This is a genomic window from Microbispora rosea, from assembly GCF_044460045.1.
GTDB classification, from domain to species: Bacteria; Actinomycetota; Actinomycetes; order Streptosporangiales; family Streptosporangiaceae; genus Microbispora; species Microbispora rosea.
The window spans coordinates 1234689-1252891 of record NZ_JBITJO010000001.1; the positions used below are offsets into that span (position 1 = coordinate 1234689).

Genomic DNA, 18203 nt, shown 5'->3' on the forward strand with positions numbered 1-18203 from the left:
GCCCTCGTCGAAGGGCGGCCTTCGATGAAGCGGTCAGTCCATGCCGCGCCGTCCGGGGGTCCAGAACGGTTTCACGACGACGGATCCGCGAGGCCAGCCGCGTTCTCGGACGAGGTGGAGACGTACGGCTTGGCACGCGCGGGCCTCTCCGGCGAGATAGGCGACCCCCGGCGTGTGGGGGAGCTCCAGGGAGCGGGTCACGTCGGCGAGGTCGGCCGGGCGGCACCTCCACGTCAGGCGATCCGCATGGTCCAGTGGGAGACGGTCGCCGGGGTCCCCGACCGAGATCGCGCCGTGCACGATCGCGGACGAGGGCAACGCGCGCAGCATCGCTCCGAAGGCCGCGGTCGCGGTCTCGTCGCCGACGAACAGGTGGTAGCGCGCATCCTCACGGAGGACGAGCCTGCCTTCCGGCGAAGTGAGAGCCGCCGGGTCGCCGACGCGTACCCGCCGCGCCCACTGCGCTCCGGGCCCGGCGGACGGATGGTCGAGTACGCACAGATCGAGCCGGCCGGCGGGGGAGTAGTCCCAGATGGAGTAGGTGCGGCGGAGCCCGCGTAACCACGAGCGGGGCGAGCGGGGGTCGCCGACCCGCAGCCGGGTGTGCATGCCCGGCATCCAGGTCAGGTCGCGCAGGTCCGGGCCGGTGATCCGGATGCGGCGCATGCGTTCGGCGATCTGCTCGATCTCCGAAACCGTTCCGTGAAGGAACCCGATCATGGTGTCAACTCCCAGCGCTCGCCCGTGGGCAGGTTTATCACCGTCAGATCCGGTCCGGCCAGGGCGATCGCGTCCGAGGCGGTGCCCGTGGTGCGGAACAGCGCCGAGAGCGGATCGTGCCCGTGGGCGTCGTGCACCGGGACCAGGACCTTCGCGCCGAGTGCGGACGCCCCGGCCACGGCCTGGGCGGGACCCATCACCAAAGGCGGTCCGAGCGGCGGCCGCAGGCCGTTCACCGGCAGCAGGGCCAGATCCGCAGGCGGGTGCTCGGCGCGGTAGCGCTCCAGCAGCGCCACGTCGGCGATCTCCCCGCCGAAGAACAGCCGGGAGTTCGCCGTGCTGAACGCGTAGGCGTTGTTGGGCCACACGAGGGTCCGGCCGGCAGGCACGACCCGCATGGACAGGCCGGGCGCGATCTCGTACGTCTCCCCCCAGCGCACCCGCTCTGCGCGCCGGAAGCCCAGCGCCCTCGCCCGGCGGGCCATGCCCGCGGTGGGCACGTACAGCGGTGTGGAGTCCTTGCCGGGCAACGCGCGCAGCCCGCGCAGGTCCCAGTGATTGGTGGCCAGATTGGTGACGACGATCGCGGAGAGTGGGGGCAACTCGGCGACCCGCAGCCCGAGTGGCTCGCCCCGGCGCAGGAACCATCGTTCGGTGAACCACGGGTCGGTGAGCACGGCGTGGTCGTCCAGTTCGAGTAGCACGCAGGAGTTGACCACGCGGGTGACGGCGATTGCTTGCTTGAGCATGCGGCCAACGGTGCCGGTTAATGTTCACATGAAGTCAAGTGAGGAGCTGACCATCGGTGAGCTGGCGGACCGGTTCGGCCTGGCCACGCATGTGCTGCGGCACTGGGAGAGCGTGGGGCTGATCGAACCCGCTCGGCGTGCCGGCGGCCGGCGCCGCTACGGACAGGACGCGCTGGTGCGAGTGGCGCTGATTCTGATGGGAAAGGAGGCGGGGCTCGGGCTGCGCGAGCTGAGCGCCGTGCTGTCGGCTCCCGATCCGATGGACCACCGGGACCTGTTGCGCCGCCACGTCGCCGCACTGGAACAGCGCATCGCGCGGGCGCGCGCGGCCAAGGACCTGATCGAGCACGCGCTCGCCTGCCCGCACAGGTTGGCGGACTGCCCGCACGCCCGCGAGCAGATCGCGGCGCGTATCCCGCCCGGCTCGACGGACGAGAGACTCCGGGCATGAGAACGGTGAGTCGGGCACTGGCCGTGCTGATGGTGGCCGTCGCCGGTTGCGCGTTCAATCCCGACGCGACCCCCGCCGATCGCGCGTCCACGTCTGACGCCATCGGCAGGCGTACGCCCGCACCAGGCCGCGCCGCCGATGCGAAGCCGATGGCCGTGATCTCGCCGCGTCCGGCCGGCGCTACGGAGCTTCAGCCGTTGCCGGCCCGGCCCGCGAGGTGCGCGCTGCCGCCGGAGGGCCGCGACGACCTGCGTGCGTCCGATGTCGCGACGGCGTGGCGGACGCTCTGGGTCGACCGCGCCCGCGGATCCATCGACCTGCTCGCCGTGGCCGCCGACGGCGCGCTCTGGGCCACCTTCTGGACAGAAAGGCAGCGCGGGACCTCCCTGGAAACCAGGGACGGCGGGGTGCGTCGTCGGGACGGCGGGGCATGGCGGACGTTCGAGATCCCTCCCCTACCCGATCGTGGCGCGCCGTCGGTCGTCGCGCTCGCCGCCGCCTCAGCGGACAAGGCCTGGGCGATCGGCAACTCCAGTGGCAGGAAGGGCGGGGACACGATCGGTTTCATCGGCACCTACGAGAGGGGCCGGTGGCGTTCGGAGGCACTCGCGAAGCCGGCGGCCGACACGATCGGGTGGGGCTTCACCGCCGCGCGATCCGCTGGGGCGGACCGTGCGTGGACCGTGAACGGGCGGGTGGGGCTGCTGTGGACGGGGCGGGAATGGCAGCACTATCGCCTGCCCGCCGAGGCGGGGGCGCTCAGCTCGCAGGACGAGCAGGTCTGGGCCGTGACCGGGGGGCGCGGCGGGCAGTCGGCGGCGATGCGCTGGGAGCAGGTAGGCAGGGAGCAGGTGGGCTGGCGCCTGATCGGGGTGCCCGTCCTGGAAACGCCGGACCACGAAGTGGCGGGCAGCGTGCTCCGGGATGTCGGCGTGATCGGCCCGGATGACGTGTGGGTCGTGGGCGGGGTCTCGTGGCTGATGGAGCACGAGTACGACGATGAGGGCGAGCCGCTGGAAAGGGGACGCCCGGTGGCTCTGCACTGGGACGGGAGGTCGTGGACCTGCCACTGGGGTCCGCCGGGGTCGAGCGTGGGGCGTCCCGCCTGGCGGATAACGACGTTCGGCCAGGCGGAGCCCGACGGCAGGGGTGGCCTGTGGGTGCTCGGCCGTGGCGACCTGCTGTGGCATCTGTCCGAGGGGCGCTGGACCCGCCACCGCATCCCCGCGCCGGCGGGGTACGTGGCACAGGTCAACTCTCTGGCCCTGCGACCCGGCACGGGCCAGGTCTACGCGGCAGGCTCGGTGACCTCGAAGAAGGGGAACCCCTTCGCCGTCTCCCACGCCGCTCTCTGGCGTGCGGGCTAGGGAACGCCGCTTCGGAAGGGCGCGTGCCTTGCGCGGCGGGGAGGACCCGGGGGTGGGCCCGGTCGGGCTCCACCCCCGGTGATTGCCGCGATCAGGCGACGGTGCAGGGGTTTCCGTTGAGGGCGAACGCGGTGGGCTTGGCGGCGTTGCCGGTGTGGGTGGCTTGGAAGCCGATCTCAGTGGTGGATCCGGGGGCCATCGTGCCGTTGTAGCTGACGTTCCTCGCCGTGACCTGTCCGCTGCTGGGGGAGTAGGCGGCGTTCCATCCGTTGGTGATGGTCTGCCCGCTGGGGAGGGTGAAGGTCAGGGACCAGCCGTTGACGGTGGAGGACCCGGTGTTGGTGATGGCGATCTGCTCGGTCAGGCCGTTGTTCCACGCGTTGACGGTGGCGCTGACCCGGCAGGCGCCCGATCCGCCGCTGGGCGACGGGGACGGGGACGCGGAAGGCGACGCGGAAGGCGACGCGGACGGGGACGCAGACGGGGACGAGGACGGCGAAGCCGAGGGAGACGGGGACGGAGACGGACCGGACTGGAACTGGGTGAAGAACTTCCACACCTCTGCCGACGTCCAGGTCCTGGCGCCGCTCGTGGAGGTGGACCCGTCGTTGGGGGAGGGGGTGTGATCCCCGTCGAACGCCGCCCATACGACCGGATAGCCGGCCCGGCACCCCGAGTAGGCGGTGATGATGTGCGTCAGGCTGCCCTGCGAGGGCTCTCTGGGGCTCATGGGAGTGCAGCCGTTGTTCGAGACGAACCGGTCACGCAGTTGCCGGCCGTTGGAGATGTTGAGCACCGAGTCGTGGATGCCGTGGATTCCCATGTACGCGACCGGCTGGGTGCCGCCGTTGCACCCGCTGAGCTGCGCGCCGGAGTAGACGGCGACCGCACGGAAGATCGTCGGCCGGGCGCACGCGACCGCGAAGCTCATCGCGCCGCCGTAGCTCCACCCCATGGCGAAGCGCTGCGTCGTGTCGACACACAGATCGTTCTCGACGAGCCTCAGCACGTCGTCGGTGAAGGTCAGGTCTTCACCGTTGGAATTGCCCCAGCCGTTGTTGATGCCCTGGGGCGCGATGAAGATCGTGCTGTTGTTCGACAGCTGCTTGAGCCCGTAGTAGGCCCAGACGGACCCGTCCGACCCGCCCGAGTCGACGATCTGCGCCGTGCCGTTCAGCCAGTGGTACGCGATGATCAACCGGTAGGGGCGGCTGTTGTCGTAGTTGTCGGGAATCCGCAGGATCCAGCTGCGACTCTTGCCGCTGGTCGTGATCGTCTGTGAACCGCTTCTCAGCGCCGGGGTCTTCCCGCAGCCGGAGGTCGCCGCCGCGGCGGCGCTCGCCGAGGACGGCGTGGTCGCACCGAGGCTGTCGCTCAGCGCCATGCGTCCCGTGCTCAGGACGAGAAGCGCGGCGGCCGCGACAGCGGTAAAGATGGATCTCTGTCTCAACTTCACGCAACTCCCTTTGTCGTTCGAAAGTCGACGTACGTCGATAGGGAAGCCAATGGGTTCTCGTTCTGGTGAAGTTCTGGTGGAGCGCCGGAACCCCGGCATGTGCCTGCCGGCCGGGCGGTCTCGCAGAACGAATTCGAACGCTGAATGAGCCCACCGTCAGTCGACCCCGGAGGAGCGCGGCGACCGGCCGTCGTCGGCGCGCGCGTGCTCGCCCTTTCCCCACCGGGGAAGAGCAAGGCGAATTCAGGTTTCCGTTATCGCCGTTATCCTGCTGCCGCGTTCTCTCCTCGGCGGTTCCGACGGAGAACGCAGCGGAATCGTGGAATCCGGCTTGTGGCCTGGCGAATGCCAGATGAAGGCGGATTACGCCGGGATCTGGCGACCCCGATCAGCTTCGCCTGGCGTCGAGCCGACAAATTGTTAGCGATAACAGAGACGGGGGCGGGCGCGTGCTCCTCTCTGCCGGGCGACTGGAAGTGGTGGTGAAGCGGAGCAAATATGAAGTCAGGATGCATGTCAAGGATCTTGCTTCCCGGCCGAGATCCCCTCGCCCGCGGCCGTCCATTCCCTGAGTTTTGACCAGGGAAGAGGTCGCGGTCGCCGCCGACGCCGCGATGAAAATTTCATCGCCCGCGGCTCCGCGTTTCCGGCGGCGAGGCCGCCCTTTTCACCGCCGGCCGGAGCGCCGGTCAGGCGGCCGGCGACGCGACCGACTCGCGGGGGCGGATGGGCATCGGCACGCGATGCACCTCGCCCTCCCCGCCGTCGTCCTCGCGGTCACGGCCGATCTCCGTGAACAGCACGTCGACGGCCTTGCGGCCGAGTTCGTAGTGCGGGAGGGCCACCGTGGTCAGCTGGGGGCGCATCCACGAGGCGATCGGGTGGTCGTCGAAGGACACGACCGAGACGTCGGCGGGCACCTCGAGCCCGAAGTCGTCGAGCGCCTGGTAGGCGCCGAGGGCGACCCGGTCGTTGAAGCAGATCAACGCCTTCGGGCGCTCCTTCTTCAGCAGTTCCCGGGTTACGGCGAGGCCGTACTCTGGCTGCCAGTCGGGGCAGACGTGGCCGCCGGCCGGCTTGACTCCCGCCTCGGCGAGCACCTCGCGAATGCCGATGAGCCGTTCGACGGCCGCGACGCTTCCCCCCGCGGGGACGTTGCGCCGTCCCGGGCCTGCGCCGATCAGGTGGATGCCCTCGCGGTGGCCGGCGTCGAGCAGAGCCCTCGCGGCGACGCGTCCGGCCTCGATCTCGTCGGGGATGACCGAGGGCATCGGTGACGGCTGTTTGGGGAGCGCGTTGAGCAGGACGGCGGGGGCCGCCGCCATGCCCTTCGGCACCTTGATAGTTCTCGTGTACATCGCGGCCAGGATGATCCCGTCCACCTGACGGTCGTGCATGGCCTGCAGCAGGAGCCGTTCGAGCTCGGCGTCGCCCTCCGTCTCACCGATGAACAGCATGAAGCCGCGCTCCCGCGCGGCCTCGAGGGCGCCCTTGATCATGTCGCCGGCGAGACGTGACGTGGCAACCGTGTCCGAAATAAAGCCGATAGTCCGAGTTGTCCCAGTTCGCAGGCCTACGGATACGATGTTCGGCCGGTACTGCAACTCGGCTGCGGCCTTGAGGACACGCTGCTCGACGTCCTGGGAGATGCGCAGCTCCCGGCCGCGTCCCGACAGCACGAGCGACGCGGTGGTCGGCGAGACGCCGGCGGTCTTGGCAACGTCCGCCAGCGTGACCCGTCGTGGGCTCACCGGGTGACCTCCTGCGATGTGGGGGTTGACACTGCGCGACTCGTGTGATGAGACTATCGCACTGCTAATCCGATTTAGCAACCTGAGTCCTGGGGCATCCGGTGTGTGCCGGCGAGTCCCCTAGCAATCAAGGAGACGCAGATGTCGCGTCGAACTCGCTGGAACGGGGCCGCGCTCGCGGTCGTGATGGGAGGGGCGCTGGCGGCCGGCTGCGGCGCGCCCGGCGGCGACGCCCCTCAGCCGGAGGCCACGAGCGCGTCCCTGGCGGCCGCGCCGACCTGCGGCACGGCGCCGGTCACGCTCAACGCCTACATCGAGACCGGCTTCCCCCTGCCGAAAGAGCTCAGCACCGAGTTCTCCAAGCAGTATCCGAACGTGAAGTGGAACATCCGTGAGGACCAGTTCGCGGTGATCACGCAGAACGCGCCGCGCGTCCTCGCCGACGACCCGCCGGACCTGATGCGGCTCCCGCAGGTGTCTGAGCTGGTGAAGAACAACCTGCTGAAGAACCTCGACGGCTACGCGAAGGCGTTCGGCTGGGACGCCTGGCCCGCCTCTCAGCTGGAGCAGATGCGCCTGGCCCCCGGCGGGAAGACGCGCGGCGAGGGATCGCTGTACGCCATGGGGCTGAACTTCAGCATGACCGGCGTGTTCTACAACAAGAAGCTCGCGGACAAGATCGGCATGTCGTCCCCGCCGACCACCCTGGCCGAGCTGGACGACGCCCTCGCGAAGGCCAAGAGCGCGGGCATCACCCCGATCGCCCAGTTCAACGGCGGGGCCACCGGCGGACTCGCCTTCCCGCTGCAGGACCTGATGGCCTCGTACGGTCCCCCGGGGCCGATCAACGACTGGATCTACCAGAAGCCGGGCGCCACGATCGACACCCCCTCCAACGTGCAGGCGACGCAGCACCTGGAGAAGTGGATCAAGGCTGGGTACTTCTGGAAGGACGTCAACGCCGTCGACTACGCGACGATGATGAGCCGCTTCATCAAGGGCGACGGCCTGTTCTCGTTCAACGGCGACTGGGAGTCGGGGAACCTCGACAAGCAGATGGCGGGCAACGTGGGCTTCTTCCTGATGCCGCCGGTGCAGCAGGGCGGCAAGCAGGCCGCCATGTCGGCGCCCCTCACCTACGGGATCAGCTCCAGGGCGAAGAACGCCGACTGCGCGGCGTTCTTCCTCAACTGGGTGGCGACCGACCCGAAGGCGCGTGAGATCGGCGTGAAGGTCGGCGGGTCGCACCCGATGGGCCCGGCGGACGCCCCCATGCCGGAGGTGGCGGAGGGCACGGTCACCGCGAGCACGCTGGACGCAGGGGCGAAGATCGCCCAGGACAACGGCTCGATGGACTTCATCGCCAACGCCACCGGCGCGATCTACGCCAAGAGCTGGACGCCCCAGCTGCAGAAGCTGGTCGCCGGGCAGCAGACCCCCGAGGAGCTGCTGAAGTCGGTGCAGAGCGACTACACGAGCCAGGTCGGGGGGAGCTGAGCACCGATGACACGGCCGACTCCCGACAACGCGGGCATCCCCCCGCGACCCGCCCCGGGGCGGCAGCCGTGACGAGGAAGAAGGGGAGCCCCGCCAGCGCGGCGGGGCTCCGCACGCCGAGTTGGGTCGCCTGGTTGTTCGTCGCTCCGGCGCTCATCGTCTACGCGGTCTTCGTACTACGGCCGATCGTCCTCACCATTCAGTACTCGCTGTACCGCTGGGACGGCATCGGCCCGTCCACCTGGGCCGGGCTGGGCAACTACACCAAGGTGTTCACCGACCCCGACCTGTTCGCCTCGATCCTCAACGCGATCAAGCTGATCCTCTTCTTCAGCGTGATCCCGGTCCTGCTGGGCCTGGCGATCGCCTCGACGATCCGCCGCATCGCCGCGAGCCGGCTCGCGCTGGTGGCGCGGACGGTCCTGTTCCTGCCGCAGGTCATCCCGCTCGTCGCCGCCGGCATCGCCTGGAGCTGGCTGTTGTCGTCGACCGGACTGGTCAACCAGCTGCTCAGGTTGGCCGGGCTCGGCGGCGTGGCACGCGCATGGCTGGGCGACTTCTCCACGGCCCTGCCGGCGGTCGGCGTGATCGGGGCGTGGGTGCTGCTCGGCCTGTGCACGATCCTCCTCCTGTCCGGCCTGAGCAAGATCGACCCGGCGCTGTACGAGGCGGCCCGGATGGACGGAGCGGGACCGCTGCGCGAGTTCGTCTCGATCACCGTGCCCAGCCTGCGGCAGGAGATCGGCGTCTGCATCACGGTGACCGTGATCGCCGCGCTGGCGAGCTTCGACATCGTCTACGTCTCCACGCAGGGCGGTCCGGGTAACGCGACCATGGTCCCCGGGCTGGAGATCTACTACCTGGCCTTCTCGGAGCGGCAGGTGGGCATGGCGTCCGCGTTGGCCGTCGTGCTCATGGTGCTCGTCCTCCTCGTCGCCCTTCCCATCCAGTGGCTCACCAAGGACAGGTCCTCATGATCGTCGGACGTCGGGAGACGTGGACCGCAAGGGTGCTGCTCGTCCTGCTGATGGCGGTCACGCTCATGCCGTTCATCAGCCTGTTCGTCACCGCGCTGCACCCGTCGGGCAGCTACCCGTCCGGCCTGGAGTGGCCGCGCGATCCGCAGTGGGGCAACTTCGTCAAGGCGTTCCAGGCCGCCCAGATGATCGAGCTGATCAAGTCGAGCGCGCTCATCGTGCTCGGCGTGGTCCCCATATCGTTGCTCCTCGGGACGCTGGCGGGTTTCGCCATCGGCCACCTGCGGATGGCGGGACGGAATCTGGTGTTCCTCGTGTTCGTGCTCGGGCTGACGCTGCCGTTCGAAGGCATCATCACGCCGCTGTACTACCAGGTGCGCGACATGGGACTGCTGAACACCCGGTGGGCCATCATCCTGCCGCTCATCGGGCTGTTCATGCCGTTCTCGGTCTTCTGGCTGCGGGCGCACTTCGTCAACGTGCCCGACGCGCTGTCCGAGAGCGCGCGGATGGACGGCGCGAACGTGTGGCAGCTCTTCTGGCGCATCCACGTCCCGCTGGCCATGCCGGCGCTGTCGTCCCTGGCCATCCTGCTGCTCCTGTGGACCTGGAACCAGTTCCTCCTGGCGATCGTCCTCGTCGACGACCCGCTGAAACGGACGATGTCCGGGGCCCTGGGCGCCTTCCAGGGGCAGTGGGGAACCGACATGCCGCTGCTCTGCGCGGGATCGCTGCTGATCCTGACCCCCACGCTCGTGATCTTCCTCATCTTCCAGCGCCGCTTCGTCACGGCTCTGCTCCAGGGTTCTCTGAAGGGGTGACGCACATGGATGAAGCTGCCCCGTTCTTCGGGGGGATCGAGGCGGGCGGGACGAAGTGGGTGTGCGCGGTCGCCGACGCCGAGGGAGACCTCCTCGCGACCGAGGTGATCCCCACGACCACGCCGGAGACGACGATTGGCGCCGCGATGCGGTTCTTCGAGGATCGTCAGCCGATCGCCGCGCTCGGCATCGGCACCTTCGGCCCGGTGGACGTGCGGCCGGGCTCGCCGACGTACGGCCACATCCTGGCCACGCCGAAGCCGGGCTGGGCGGACGTCGACGTCGTCTCCCCCTTCCGCGCCGCGCTGGGCGTACCCGTCGGCCTGGACACGGACGTCAACGCCGCGGCGCTGGGGGAATGGCGGCGGGGAGCGGGCGCGGGGCTCGGCACGCTCGCGTACATCACCGTGGGCACCGGCATCGGCATGGGGGCGGTGGTGAACGGCGGGCTCGTGCACGGGCTCCTGCATCCCGAGTTCGGGCACATCCGCATCCCCCACGACCTGGAGAGGGACCCGTTCGAGGGGAGCTGTCCCTTCCACGGCGACTGCCTCGAAGGGCTCGCGTCGGGTGCGGCGATGCGCCGGCGATGGGGGCGGCCCGCCGAGCACCTGGACGACCCTTCGGTGTGGGAACTCGAGGCCGAGTACGTCGCCCTCGCGGTGATGAACCTGACCTACGCGCTGTCGCCCGAGCGGATCGTCGTGGGCGGGGGCGTCGCCAAGCACCCCGCGCTGCTTCCCGCCGTGCGGGCGCGGCTGCTCACCCTCACCGCCGGCTACCCGGGGGCGCCGGTGCCCGTCGGCCCCGCGGCCATGGAGGAGTACGTCACCGGCCCCTTCCTCGGCGACCGTTCGGGGGTGGCCGGAGCCGTGGAACTCGCACGCGCGGCAGGGGCCGCGCCGAACTCACCCCGTTTCTGATGACGCTTTCCGTGACGCGCCGGGAAACAGCCCGCGCGACTGAGTTGGAGGTTCTTCGCATGGCTGCATGGGGGCGGCGAGACGGCACGCCCGGACCGGAGATCCGGTCCGGCGCGTACGAGGTGCTCGCCGGCGGGCGGCGACGTGACGGGGGGACCGCGTGAACGGCGAGCCCGCGCGCTGGACGCGGAAGCACCTCGCCGCGCTTGTCGGCGACGCGGCGACGACCGCACCGGTGATCGGCCTTCCTGCCCCGCCGCGCGTGCTGCCCCACGACGACATCTGGGATCTGTGGCCGATCCAGGAGGAGGACGGCTCGACGACTGTGGTGCGGGGCCACGAGTTGTGGATCGCGCTCTCCGCGCCCGCCCTCGGCCACCCCGAGGAGCGTCATGACCTCGCCCGCCTCCGGCTGCTCGCCAGGGACGCCGACGGCTGGACCGACCTCGGCCACGTCTTCGCCGACGGAGCCTCGCCGGGCAGCCGCGAATGGTCGGGATCGACGGTCCGCAGACCGGACGGCACGCTGTCGGTGTTCTACACGGCCGCGGGCCGGCGAGGGGAGGCCCGCCCGACGTTCGCCCAGACGGTCGTCGAGGCCCGCGGCCGGCTGGTGACCGATGACGGCCGGATCCTGCTGGACCAGGCCGCCGAGCACCGGGAGATCCTCCGTTCGGACGGCGTGACGTACCTGCCGGCCGACGAGGTCGAGGGAGGACCCGGGCGGATCAAGGCCTTCCGCGATCCGGGCTGGTTCCGCGACCCCGCCGACGGGCGCGAGTATCTGCTCGTCGCCGCGTCCGTCGCGGCGTCCGCCGACGCGGACCACGCCTTCATGGGCGCGGTGGCCCTCGCCGCCGCGACACCGGGCGGCTGGTCGCTGCGGCCGCCGCTCCTCGTGGCCGACGGAGTCAACCACGAGATCGAACGGCCGCACGTCGTGGTGCACGGGTCGTCGTACTACCTCTTCTTCTGCACGCATCGTCACTCGTTCCACCCGCCGGGAAGCGCGCCCACCGGGCTCTACGGCTTCGTCGCCCCCAGCCTCACCGGGCCGTACACGCCGCTGAACGGCTCGGGGCTCGTGCTGGGCAACCCCGCGGAACAGCCCGACCAGGCGTACGCCTGGGTGGTCCTGCCCGATCTGAAGGTCGTGGGCTTCGTCAACTACCGCTCCACCGGAGGAACGGATCCGTGGCAGGCCGGGCCCGCCGAGGCCAGGGCCGCCTTCGGTGGGACGATCGCGCCCGTTCTCGAACTCATCCTGAACGAGGACGCCACCTCTGTGGTCGTTCCCGTGTCCTCGGGAGCAGGGCGTTGAGCACGTCGCGCGGTGCGGCGGCGGGAGTGCTCGCGGCGGCCGCCGCCTCGGTGGCGGTCACCGCGGCGCGTCGTCACCACTCACTGTCCGCCGTCGCGCCGGAGCTGAGGGCACCGGCGCTGTGGCTGCCGCGCCCGATCATCGGCAAGCGGAGCCTGGCCCTCGCCCGGCGGCGCTCACGCCGGGCGTCGGACCCGGTGGCGGGGGTGGCGATCACGCGGCACGACGTTCCAGGCGGACGGGACGCCTTCGTGTACGAGCCGCCCGGTCACCGGCGCCCCGGCGGGGCACTGCTGTGGATCCATGGGGGCGGCACGATCCTCGGCCACCCCGAGAGCGACCACGAACTGTGCAGCCGCATCGCCCGCGACCTGCGGATCGTGGTGGTGAGCCCACGCTACCGGCTCGCTCCGGAGCACCCCTTCCCCGCCGGGTTCGACGACTGCTTCGCCGCGTTGCGCTGGCTGCACGATGCCGCCCCCGCTCTCGGCGGGGAAGGTACGCGTGTCGCGGTGGGCGGAGCGAGCGCCGGCGGCGGCCTGGCGGCCTCGGTCGTGCAGAAGGCGCACGATCAGGGGCTGCCGGTGGCGTTTCAGATGCTCCTCTATCCCATGCTGGACGACCGTACGGCCCTGGTGCGCGACCATCGGGGACGCGGCAGGATCGGATGGACGCCCCGCTCCAACGCGTACGCCTGGACCTGCTATCTCGGTCACGGGCCGAGCGTCGCCGAATCCCGCCCCTACGCCGCTGCGGGCCGCCGGGAGGACCTGCGTGGGCTGCCGCCCGCGTGGATCGGCGTCGGCGACCTCGATCTTTTCTACGAGGAGAACCTGCGCTACGCCGACGGGCTCAGGGCGGCCGGCGTGCCGGTCGACCTCGTCGTCGAGCCCGGCATGTACCACGCCGCCGACTTCGACCACCACGCGACCGCGCCGTCCATGCGCGCGTTCCGCCAGGGCATGCTCGACGCTCTGGCCGCCGGGCTCGCGCTCGGCCCGGCGGCCGATCGGCCGTGAGGGAGGCCGCCCGCGCCGCCGCGGTCGTCAGCGGGCGAACCTCGCGACGGCGGCCGGGGTGACGGGGGTGAAGAAGTTGACCAGGTTGCCGTCGGGGTCGCGCAGCAGGAGCGACCGGTTGCCCCAGGGCATCGTGGTGGGCTCCTGGACGAAATCCTCGACGTGGCCGGCCAGGCTCTGATGCACGCCGTCCACGTCGTCGACGCGGAACTCGACGATCACACTGTGGTTGTCGGCCGCCCGGGCGGCGCCGGGCGTGATGAACGGAGCGGTGCGGGTGCTGCCGATCGCGAGGGTGGCGGAGGCGGTCCTGATCTCGGCGAAGTCCTCGCTGTATCGGGTAGCGCGCACTCCCGTGGCGCGCTCGTAGAAGCCCACGAGGCGCGCCACGTCGGCGGTGATGATGCGGATCGATACGAAGTCCATGGTGATCTCCCTGGTTCGTGGGGCCGTTCTCCCGCGGAACACTAGGGCGGATACCGGACAGAAACCGCCCAGTATCGTCACTAGATTGTGTGACGTGGCCCGACCTACGCATCGCGTTCTCACCCTGTTGGAGCTCCTGCAGTCGGGCGGCATCCGGACGATGGCCGAGCTCGCCGACCGGCTCGGCGTGGACGAGCGCACCGTGCGGCGGTATGTGGACCACCTGATCGACCTCGACGTCCCCGTCGAGTCGGTGCGCGGCCGCTACGGCGGATACCGCCTCGCCCCCGGATACCGCATGCCTCCGCTCATGCTGAGCGACGACGAGGCGCTCGCCGTGCTGCTCGGCCTGGTGGCCGGCCGCCGGGCGGGGTTGACGACGGCGACGGGCACGGCGAGCGAGACGGCGACGGCCAAGATCCGGCGGGTCCTGCCCGAGCGGCTCGCCCGCAGGCTCGACACCGTGCTCGAGTCCCTCGCGTTCACGGCTCCGCCCGGCGAGTTCGCCGTCCCCGAGACCGCGGTCCTGCTCACCGTCGCCGACGCGGTGCGCCATCGACGGCCGATCTCGATCAGGTACACCGCCGCCGACGGACGGCGCAGCGAGCGCACGCTGCATCCGTACGGGCTCGTCGCCCATTCGGGCCGGTGGTACGTCACGGGCGCGGATCCGGAGATCGGCGAGGATCGGACCTTCCGGCTGGATCGCATCGCGGACGCGAGGGCGCTGCCCGGTTCGTTCGAGCCGCCCGCCGGGCTGGATCCGGCGCAGCACGTCCTGACCGGATTCGCCACGGCTCGGTATCGGCACGAAGTCGTCCTGCGGATCCAGGGGACGGCCGAGCAGATCCGTGTCCGGCTTCCCGCCGGCGTCGCGACCGTGGAGGAATTCCCGTCCGAGGAGGGCGCGGATCCCGGCGACGAGGGCTGGCTCCGCGTCGAGGTGCGAGCGGAGCGGCTCGACTGGCTGCCCGCGGTGCTCGCGTCGCTTGACCGGCCGTTCGTCATCGAGCGACCGGACGAGCTACGCGATCTCGTCGCCGCGCTCGCGGACCGGCTCGCGGCCTCCGCCCGCAGGACCGCCGGGTGACGGTGGGCTATGCCGTGGCCGCCGGGGAACCGGTCGCGGCCGCGTGCAGAAAACGGTCGATGGCGGCGAAGGTGGCCGCCGGCTGTTCGATGTGCGGGAGGTGACCGGCCTCGGGGATCACCTCCAGCCGGCCGTTCCGGAAGGCGTCGGCGTAGGCGGCGCCGTAGGCGGGCGTGACGATCCGGTCGCTTTCCCCCCACAGCAGGAGAGCGGGCACGTCGAGGTGCCGCAGCCGGCGGAGCAGCTTGGGATCGTGCATGTAGGGGTCGCCCGCCAGCGTGCGCATGGTGGCCATGTCGGCTGCCCGGCGCGCGAGTTGGTCGGCGGGGACGCCGGCCGGGTCGACGTAGAAGCGCTGCGAGTCGTGCCAGGCGTATTCGGCGACGCCGCGGGCGTCCAGGGAGAAGAAGTCGCGGATCGGCTCGCCGGGCACGTCCACGCCGACGGCGTCGATCAGCACCAGCCCGGTGATGACGCCCGCCGTGTCGCGTACGGCCATCTCGGCGGCGGTCCAGCCGCCGAGGGAGGAGCCGACGACGAGGACGTCGCGCAGTCCCAGGCGATGCAGACAGTGCAGGTAGGTCAGGGCGAGGTCGTCTATGCCGGTGAGCCATGGGGGGCGGTGGGCGCCGTCCCAGCCGGGGTGCACGGGCGTGACGGTGTGTGTCGTCCGGGAGAGGTGCCCGGCGAGCCCGGCGACCGTGGCGGGGCCGCCGCCGCCGTGCAGGATCAGGGCCGGTCTGCCGGTTCCGGCCTCCGACACGTGGAGGGACAGATCGTCATAGAGCGGGATGGTGTCCATGGCCGCAGCATAACTAAAGAAGCTTATTTAAACTAGCTTAGTTTTCGTACTACACTCGTCTCGTGCGTAGTGATCTGCAACAACTCGGGCGAGCGGTCAAGCAGGTCCAATATCGGCAGCACCGGGCCCTGGAGGGCGGGCTGTCGGCGGTCGGCGCGACGCTCGCCCAGTGGGACGCCCTCCGAGCGATCAGCCGTTCTCCCGGGGCGTCGGCCCGGGAACTGGCCGCGGCGACGTTCCAGACCGAGCAGGCATTCGGGGCCCTCGCCGGTCGGCTGGTGGCCCAGGGATGGATCGAGCGCAGGCCCGGGCGCGGCCGGCGCATCGAGCACCATCTCACCTCTTCCGGCGAGCGGGTCCTGGAAGCCGGGCACAAGGTCGCCGACGAGGTGCTCGCCAGGTGCTACACCGCCTTGACGGACGTAGACCGCGCGACGCTGCTGGCCCTGCTCCAGCGCCTCATCGTGGAGGACGCGTAGCCTCCGGCCCGCGGCCGGCCTCCGGTGGAGACGCCCCGACGGCGCGCTTCGGGGCATCTCCACGGAGGATTCCCAGGTCAGACGCCGGGGCGTACGGCGGTGAGGAAGCTGCCTCTCCAGTAGGAGTCGAGCTTGTCGATGCTGACCACCGCGCCGCTGTGGGGGGCGCTGATCACCTTCTTGTGCCCGATGTACATGCCCACGTGGCCGCCGCCACTGGTGAAGATGAGGTCGCCGGGCTTGAGGTGCGGCAGGGAGACCTTCTTCTTGGCGGCGTTGAGCATCGACCACGTCGTACGCGGGAGCTTGACGCCGGCCTTGCGCCAGGCGAACTGGACCAGCCCGGAGCAGTCGAACGCCCGTGGGCCCGTGGCGCCCCATATGTACGGATCGCCGAGTTGCTTCTTCGCCACCTCGATGGCGCGCTCGGCCTTCTGCTGCTGAAGGGCCGACTTGGTGAGCTTCGTGGTGGCGGAGTCGTCCGCCGTGGACGTCAGGGGAGCCTCGCGGTTGTACGGGGTGGTCGCCGTGGCGGCGGGCTCGGGCGGGATGATCGTCGAGGCCGGGGGCGGGGCCGTCGCCGGTGTCGGCGCGGCGGCTGCGGGGAGTGCGCTCAATGCTCCCGCGGACGCGGTGAGCGCCGCGCTACTGAGCGTGACGCAGGCGATGTGGAGCAGAGTGGTGGAGTTGGTGGACAGGGGATCTCTCCCTTTGGTCTTCCGCTTGCGCCTACCGGGTTAGCTGACGGATTCGGGCAGGGAAGTTGCCCTACGGCGCTGGCGCGCCGATTCACCCCAGACCTTCGTCGAAGGTCGATTGGTTCCCCGGCTCCGAGCCTCCTTGCTGCACGGATTCGGCATCACCGTCGCCCAGGGGGGCGGAGAGGACGTGGCGACGGCGACAGTGGATGGTCGAACCCGGCCGGGCCGGGTTCGTCACGGCGGCGTCACGCGGACCCCACCGCAGGGCAAGGAAACTACCAAGCAGCCCATATCGCCGCAAAGGGCATGAAAAGGGTAATGACCGTATAAAAAGGATCAAAAGCGCGAAACCGCAGGTCAGGGCGGCTCTGAATGCAAAATGTGGCGCTCGTCACACTTGCCGGGATCTTCCGGTCGCAGGGGGGCGCGCCTGTATGAGCTGCACAGCAAGGCGGGGTGCTCACCGCAGTGCAAACGCGTGCCCGCCGTCGCGGCCTCGTGGCGTCGCGGACAAGGGGGCGAGGGCCCGGACGGCGTCGGCCCGGCATATGCACAACGACCGGTGACCGGACCCGGTCGCGGTCCGTGGATGCGCCGCTAGCCGCCCGCTAGTCGGCGGGCAGGCCGTTGCGGCGGGCCAGCGTGAGCAGAACGCTCCGCAGTGCCTCGGTCTCCTCGGGGTCGAGGCCGTCGGTCAGTTCGCTGTCGAGTTCGGCCGCCGCCGCGGTGCAGGTGGCCAGCAGCTCCCGGCCCTCTTCGGTGAGTGCGAGCGTCTGCCTGCGCCGGTCCGAAGGGTCGCGTTCGCGCTGTATGGCGCCGAGCTCCTCCAGGCGGTCGGCGAGCGACACCACCAGGCTGGGCGCCACGTTCATGAGCTTGGCGATGTCGAGCTGAGAGGTCGCCGTTCCGGACTCCAGCACCGTCAGCAGTCCTATGTGCTTGGGCTTGAGGCCGTGGCCGGCCAGGCGCGCCGAGAACCGCTCGGTCACAACGGCCCCCAGCGTGCCGAGCCGGAAGGCCAGCGTCGAGGTCAGCTTGACATCGTTCATGCCTTCAATGCTACCGTCCTTAAACGATTCAACCTCTGAACGATTTGGAGTCAGAACGATGCTGAACCCCGCCTCCGTCCACGTGGTGTTCGCCGACCTTCAGGCCGGCATCGTCGAGGCCAGTGCGACCAACCCGGCCTCTTCCATCCGCCGCGCGGCCAAGGTCCTGAACGGACTCGTCGCAGCCCTGGACATCCCGTTCACCCTCTCGGCCGCGCCTCGCCCCGGCGGCCCCGTGATGGTCGAGGAACTGCCGGACGGTGAGCCGTACGTGCGCACCGGACCGTCCTGCTGGGACGACGTGGCCTGGCGCGAGGCCGTCCTGTCCGGGGGCCGTTCCACCCTGGTGATCTGCGGGGTGACGACGGAGATCGTGGTGTTGCGCACCGCTCTCGACGCGATCGAGGGCGGCCTCGACGTGCAGGTCCTGGTGGACGCCTGCGGGGGCATCGCCGCCCGCACCGAAGACGCCGCCCTGCGGCAGATCGAGGCCGCGGGCGGCGTGGTGACTTCGGTGGCGGGTTTCGCCGCCGACATGGTGCGCGACTTCACCACACCCGCCGGCCGGCAGGTCATCGCCGCTCTGCACCAGCTGGCGTGACCC

At 70.5% G+C, this 18203-nt stretch carries 19 protein-coding genes and 1 riboswitch; of the genes, 11 read left to right on the forward strand and 8 right to left on the reverse strand.

What is annotated here, in order from left to right; translation table 11 throughout:
- Positions 1–33 precede the first annotated feature (33 nt).
- Together ACIBK1_RS06020 and ACIBK1_RS06025 are read right to left on the reverse strand one after the other, a co-directional pair.
- Positions 34–720: a siderophore-interacting protein gene (locus ACIBK1_RS06020; RefSeq protein ID WP_396732660.1), complete on the reverse strand. Its 687-nt coding sequence runs from the start codon at positions 718–720 to the stop codon at positions 34–36.
- Positions 717–1469, reverse strand: a complete 753-nt coding sequence (locus ACIBK1_RS06025; protein ID WP_030506921.1) for an MBL fold metallo-hydrolase — start codon at positions 1467–1469, stop codon at positions 717–719. Before ACIBK1_RS06025 ends, ACIBK1_RS06020 begins: the two co-directional genes overlap by 4 nt.
- A gap of 28 nt (positions 1470–1497) precedes the next feature.
- Between ACIBK1_RS06025 and ACIBK1_RS06030 the strand changes: the two genes are divergently transcribed.
- Together ACIBK1_RS06030 and ACIBK1_RS06035 are read left to right on the forward strand one after the other, a co-directional pair.
- On the forward strand, positions 1498–1920 hold the full coding sequence (locus tag ACIBK1_RS06030) for a MerR family transcriptional regulator (RefSeq protein WP_076435331.1): 423 nt from the start codon (positions 1498–1500) through the stop codon (positions 1918–1920).
- Positions 1917–3287: a hypothetical protein gene (locus ACIBK1_RS06035; RefSeq protein WP_396732664.1), complete on the forward strand. Its 1371-nt coding sequence runs from the start codon at positions 1917–1919 to the stop codon at positions 3285–3287. Before ACIBK1_RS06030 ends, ACIBK1_RS06035 begins: the two co-directional genes overlap by 4 nt.
- 91 nt (positions 3288–3378) lie before the next feature.
- Here the strand turns inward: ACIBK1_RS06035 and ACIBK1_RS06040 are convergent, their stop codons facing one another.
- Together ACIBK1_RS06040 and ACIBK1_RS06045 are read right to left on the reverse strand one after the other, a co-directional pair.
- A complete protein-coding gene (locus tag ACIBK1_RS06040; protein ID WP_396732667.1) occupies positions 3379–4743 on the reverse strand; it encodes a cellulose binding domain-containing protein in 1365 nt (454 codons plus the stop codon).
- 689 nt (positions 4744–5432) lie between these two features.
- Positions 5433–6494, reverse strand: a complete 1062-nt coding sequence (locus tag ACIBK1_RS06045) for a LacI family DNA-binding transcriptional regulator (protein ID WP_357320896.1) — start codon at positions 6492–6494, stop codon at positions 5433–5435.
- 141 nt (positions 6495–6635) lie between these two features.
- Between ACIBK1_RS06045 and ACIBK1_RS06050 the strand changes: the two genes are divergently transcribed.
- The 6 genes from ACIBK1_RS06050 (at position 6636) to ACIBK1_RS06075 (ending at position 13052) form a co-directional block, all read left to right on the forward strand.
- Complete coding sequence (locus ACIBK1_RS06050; protein WP_357320893.1) at positions 6636–7991, forward strand: ABC transporter substrate-binding protein; 1356 nt, start codon at positions 6636–6638, stop codon at positions 7989–7991.
- A 68-nt stretch (positions 7992–8059) separates the two neighbouring features.
- Complete coding sequence (locus ACIBK1_RS06055; RefSeq protein WP_051762101.1) at positions 8060–8968, forward strand: carbohydrate ABC transporter permease; 909 nt, start codon at positions 8060–8062, stop codon at positions 8966–8968.
- A complete protein-coding gene (locus tag ACIBK1_RS06060) occupies positions 8965–9789 on the forward strand; it encodes a carbohydrate ABC transporter permease (RefSeq protein WP_396732670.1) in 825 nt (274 codons plus the stop codon). Before ACIBK1_RS06055 ends, ACIBK1_RS06060 begins: the two co-directional genes overlap by 4 nt.
- A gap of 5 nt (positions 9790–9794) precedes the next feature.
- A complete protein-coding gene (locus ACIBK1_RS06065) occupies positions 9795–10712 on the forward strand; it encodes an ROK family protein (protein WP_030510173.1) in 918 nt (305 codons plus the stop codon).
- A 160-nt stretch (positions 10713–10872) separates the two neighbouring features.
- Positions 10873–12033, forward strand: a complete 1161-nt coding sequence (locus tag ACIBK1_RS06070) for a glycoside hydrolase family 68 protein (protein ID WP_396732673.1) — start codon at positions 10873–10875, stop codon at positions 12031–12033.
- On the forward strand, positions 12030–13052 hold the full coding sequence (locus ACIBK1_RS06075) for an alpha/beta hydrolase (protein ID WP_396732676.1): 1023 nt from the start codon (positions 12030–12032) through the stop codon (positions 13050–13052). Before ACIBK1_RS06070 ends, ACIBK1_RS06075 begins: the two co-directional genes overlap by 4 nt.
- A 27-nt stretch (positions 13053–13079) precedes the next feature.
- On the opposite strand, the gene ACIBK1_RS06080 is transcribed toward ACIBK1_RS06075, so the two are convergent.
- Positions 13080–13478: a VOC family protein gene (locus ACIBK1_RS06080; RefSeq protein ID WP_396732679.1), complete on the reverse strand. Its 399-nt coding sequence runs from the start codon at positions 13476–13478 to the stop codon at positions 13080–13082.
- Positions 13479–13572: 94 nt separating this feature from the next.
- On the opposite strand from ACIBK1_RS06080, the gene ACIBK1_RS06085 reads away from it, so the two are divergent.
- Positions 13573–14568, forward strand: coding sequence for a helix-turn-helix transcriptional regulator (locus ACIBK1_RS06085; RefSeq protein ID WP_396723682.1), 996 nt, complete (start codon positions 13573–13575; stop codon positions 14566–14568).
- Between the two features lie 7 nt (positions 14569–14575).
- Here ACIBK1_RS06085 and ACIBK1_RS06090 read toward each other — a convergent pair whose 3' ends face one another.
- Entirely contained in the window at positions 14576–15370 is a 795-nt protein-coding gene (locus ACIBK1_RS06090; protein WP_030510168.1) for an alpha/beta fold hydrolase, read from the reverse strand.
- A gap of 62 nt (positions 15371–15432) precedes the next feature.
- Here ACIBK1_RS06090 and ACIBK1_RS06095 point away from each other — a divergent pair, with 62 nt between their 5' ends.
- The gene (locus ACIBK1_RS06095; protein ID WP_396732682.1) at positions 15433–15849 is read left to right on the forward strand and encodes a MarR family winged helix-turn-helix transcriptional regulator; all 417 of its coding nucleotides are present in this window, start codon (positions 15433–15435) and stop codon (positions 15847–15849) included.
- Positions 15850–15926: 77 nt separating this feature from the next.
- On the opposite strand, the gene ACIBK1_RS06100 is transcribed toward ACIBK1_RS06095, so the two are convergent.
- Together ACIBK1_RS06100 and ACIBK1_RS06105 are read right to left on the reverse strand one after the other, a co-directional pair.
- Positions 15927–16466 (reverse strand): C40 family peptidase, encoded by a 540-nt coding sequence (locus tag ACIBK1_RS06100; protein ID WP_396732685.1) that lies wholly within the window; start codon positions 16464–16466, stop codon positions 15927–15929.
- 94 nt (positions 16467–16560) lie between these two features.
- Positions 16561–16718, reverse strand: a riboswitch (cyclic di-AMP (ydaO/yuaA leader).
- A gap of 440 nt (positions 16719–17158) precedes the next feature.
- A complete protein-coding gene (locus ACIBK1_RS06105) occupies positions 17159–17599 on the reverse strand; it encodes a MarR family winged helix-turn-helix transcriptional regulator (protein ID WP_030510164.1) in 441 nt (146 codons plus the stop codon).
- 58 nt (positions 17600–17657) lie between these two features.
- On the opposite strand from ACIBK1_RS06105, the gene ACIBK1_RS06110 reads away from it, so the two are divergent.
- A complete protein-coding gene (locus ACIBK1_RS06110; RefSeq protein ID WP_363527317.1) occupies positions 17658–18200 on the forward strand; it encodes an isochorismatase family protein in 543 nt (180 codons plus the stop codon).
- Positions 18201–18203 lie beyond the last annotated feature (3 nt).

Bases quoted from the DNA above. Each gene is read 5' to 3' on its own strand.
- ACIBK1_RS06020 (WP_396732660.1), bottom strand. From the start codon at position 720: ATGATCGGGTTCCTTCACGGAACGGTTTCGGAGATCGAGCAGATCGCC.
- ACIBK1_RS06025 (WP_030506921.1), bottom strand. From the start codon at position 1,469: ATGCTCAAGCAAGCAATCGCCGTCACCCGCGTGGTCAACTCCTGCGTG.
- ACIBK1_RS06030 (WP_076435331.1), top strand. From the start codon at position 1,498: ATGAAGTCAAGTGAGGAGCTGACCATCGGTGAGCTGGCGGACCGGTTC.
- ACIBK1_RS06035 (WP_396732664.1), top strand. From the start codon at position 1,917: ATGAGAACGGTGAGTCGGGCACTGGCCGTGCTGATGGTGGCCGTCGCC.
- ACIBK1_RS06050 (WP_357320893.1), top strand. From the start codon at position 6,636: ATGTCGCGTCGAACTCGCTGGAACGGGGCCGCGCTCGCGGTCGTGATG.
- ACIBK1_RS06060 (WP_396732670.1), top strand. From the start codon at position 8,965: ATGATCGTCGGACGTCGGGAGACGTGGACCGCAAGGGTGCTGCTCGTC.
- ACIBK1_RS06065 (WP_030510173.1), top strand. From the start codon at position 9,795: ATGGATGAAGCTGCCCCGTTCTTCGGGGGGATCGAGGCGGGCGGGACG.
- ACIBK1_RS06080 (WP_396732679.1), bottom strand. From the start codon at position 13,478: ATGGACTTCGTATCGATCCGCATCATCACCGCCGACGTGGCGCGCCTC.
- ACIBK1_RS06090 (WP_030510168.1), bottom strand. From the start codon at position 15,370: ATGGACACCATCCCGCTCTATGACGATCTGTCCCTCCACGTGTCGGAG.
- ACIBK1_RS06105 (WP_030510164.1), bottom strand. From the start codon at position 17,599: ATGAACGATGTCAAGCTGACCTCGACGCTGGCCTTCCGGCTCGGCACG.
- ACIBK1_RS06110 (WP_363527317.1), top strand. From the start codon at position 17,658: ATGCTGAACCCCGCCTCCGTCCACGTGGTGTTCGCCGACCTTCAGGCC.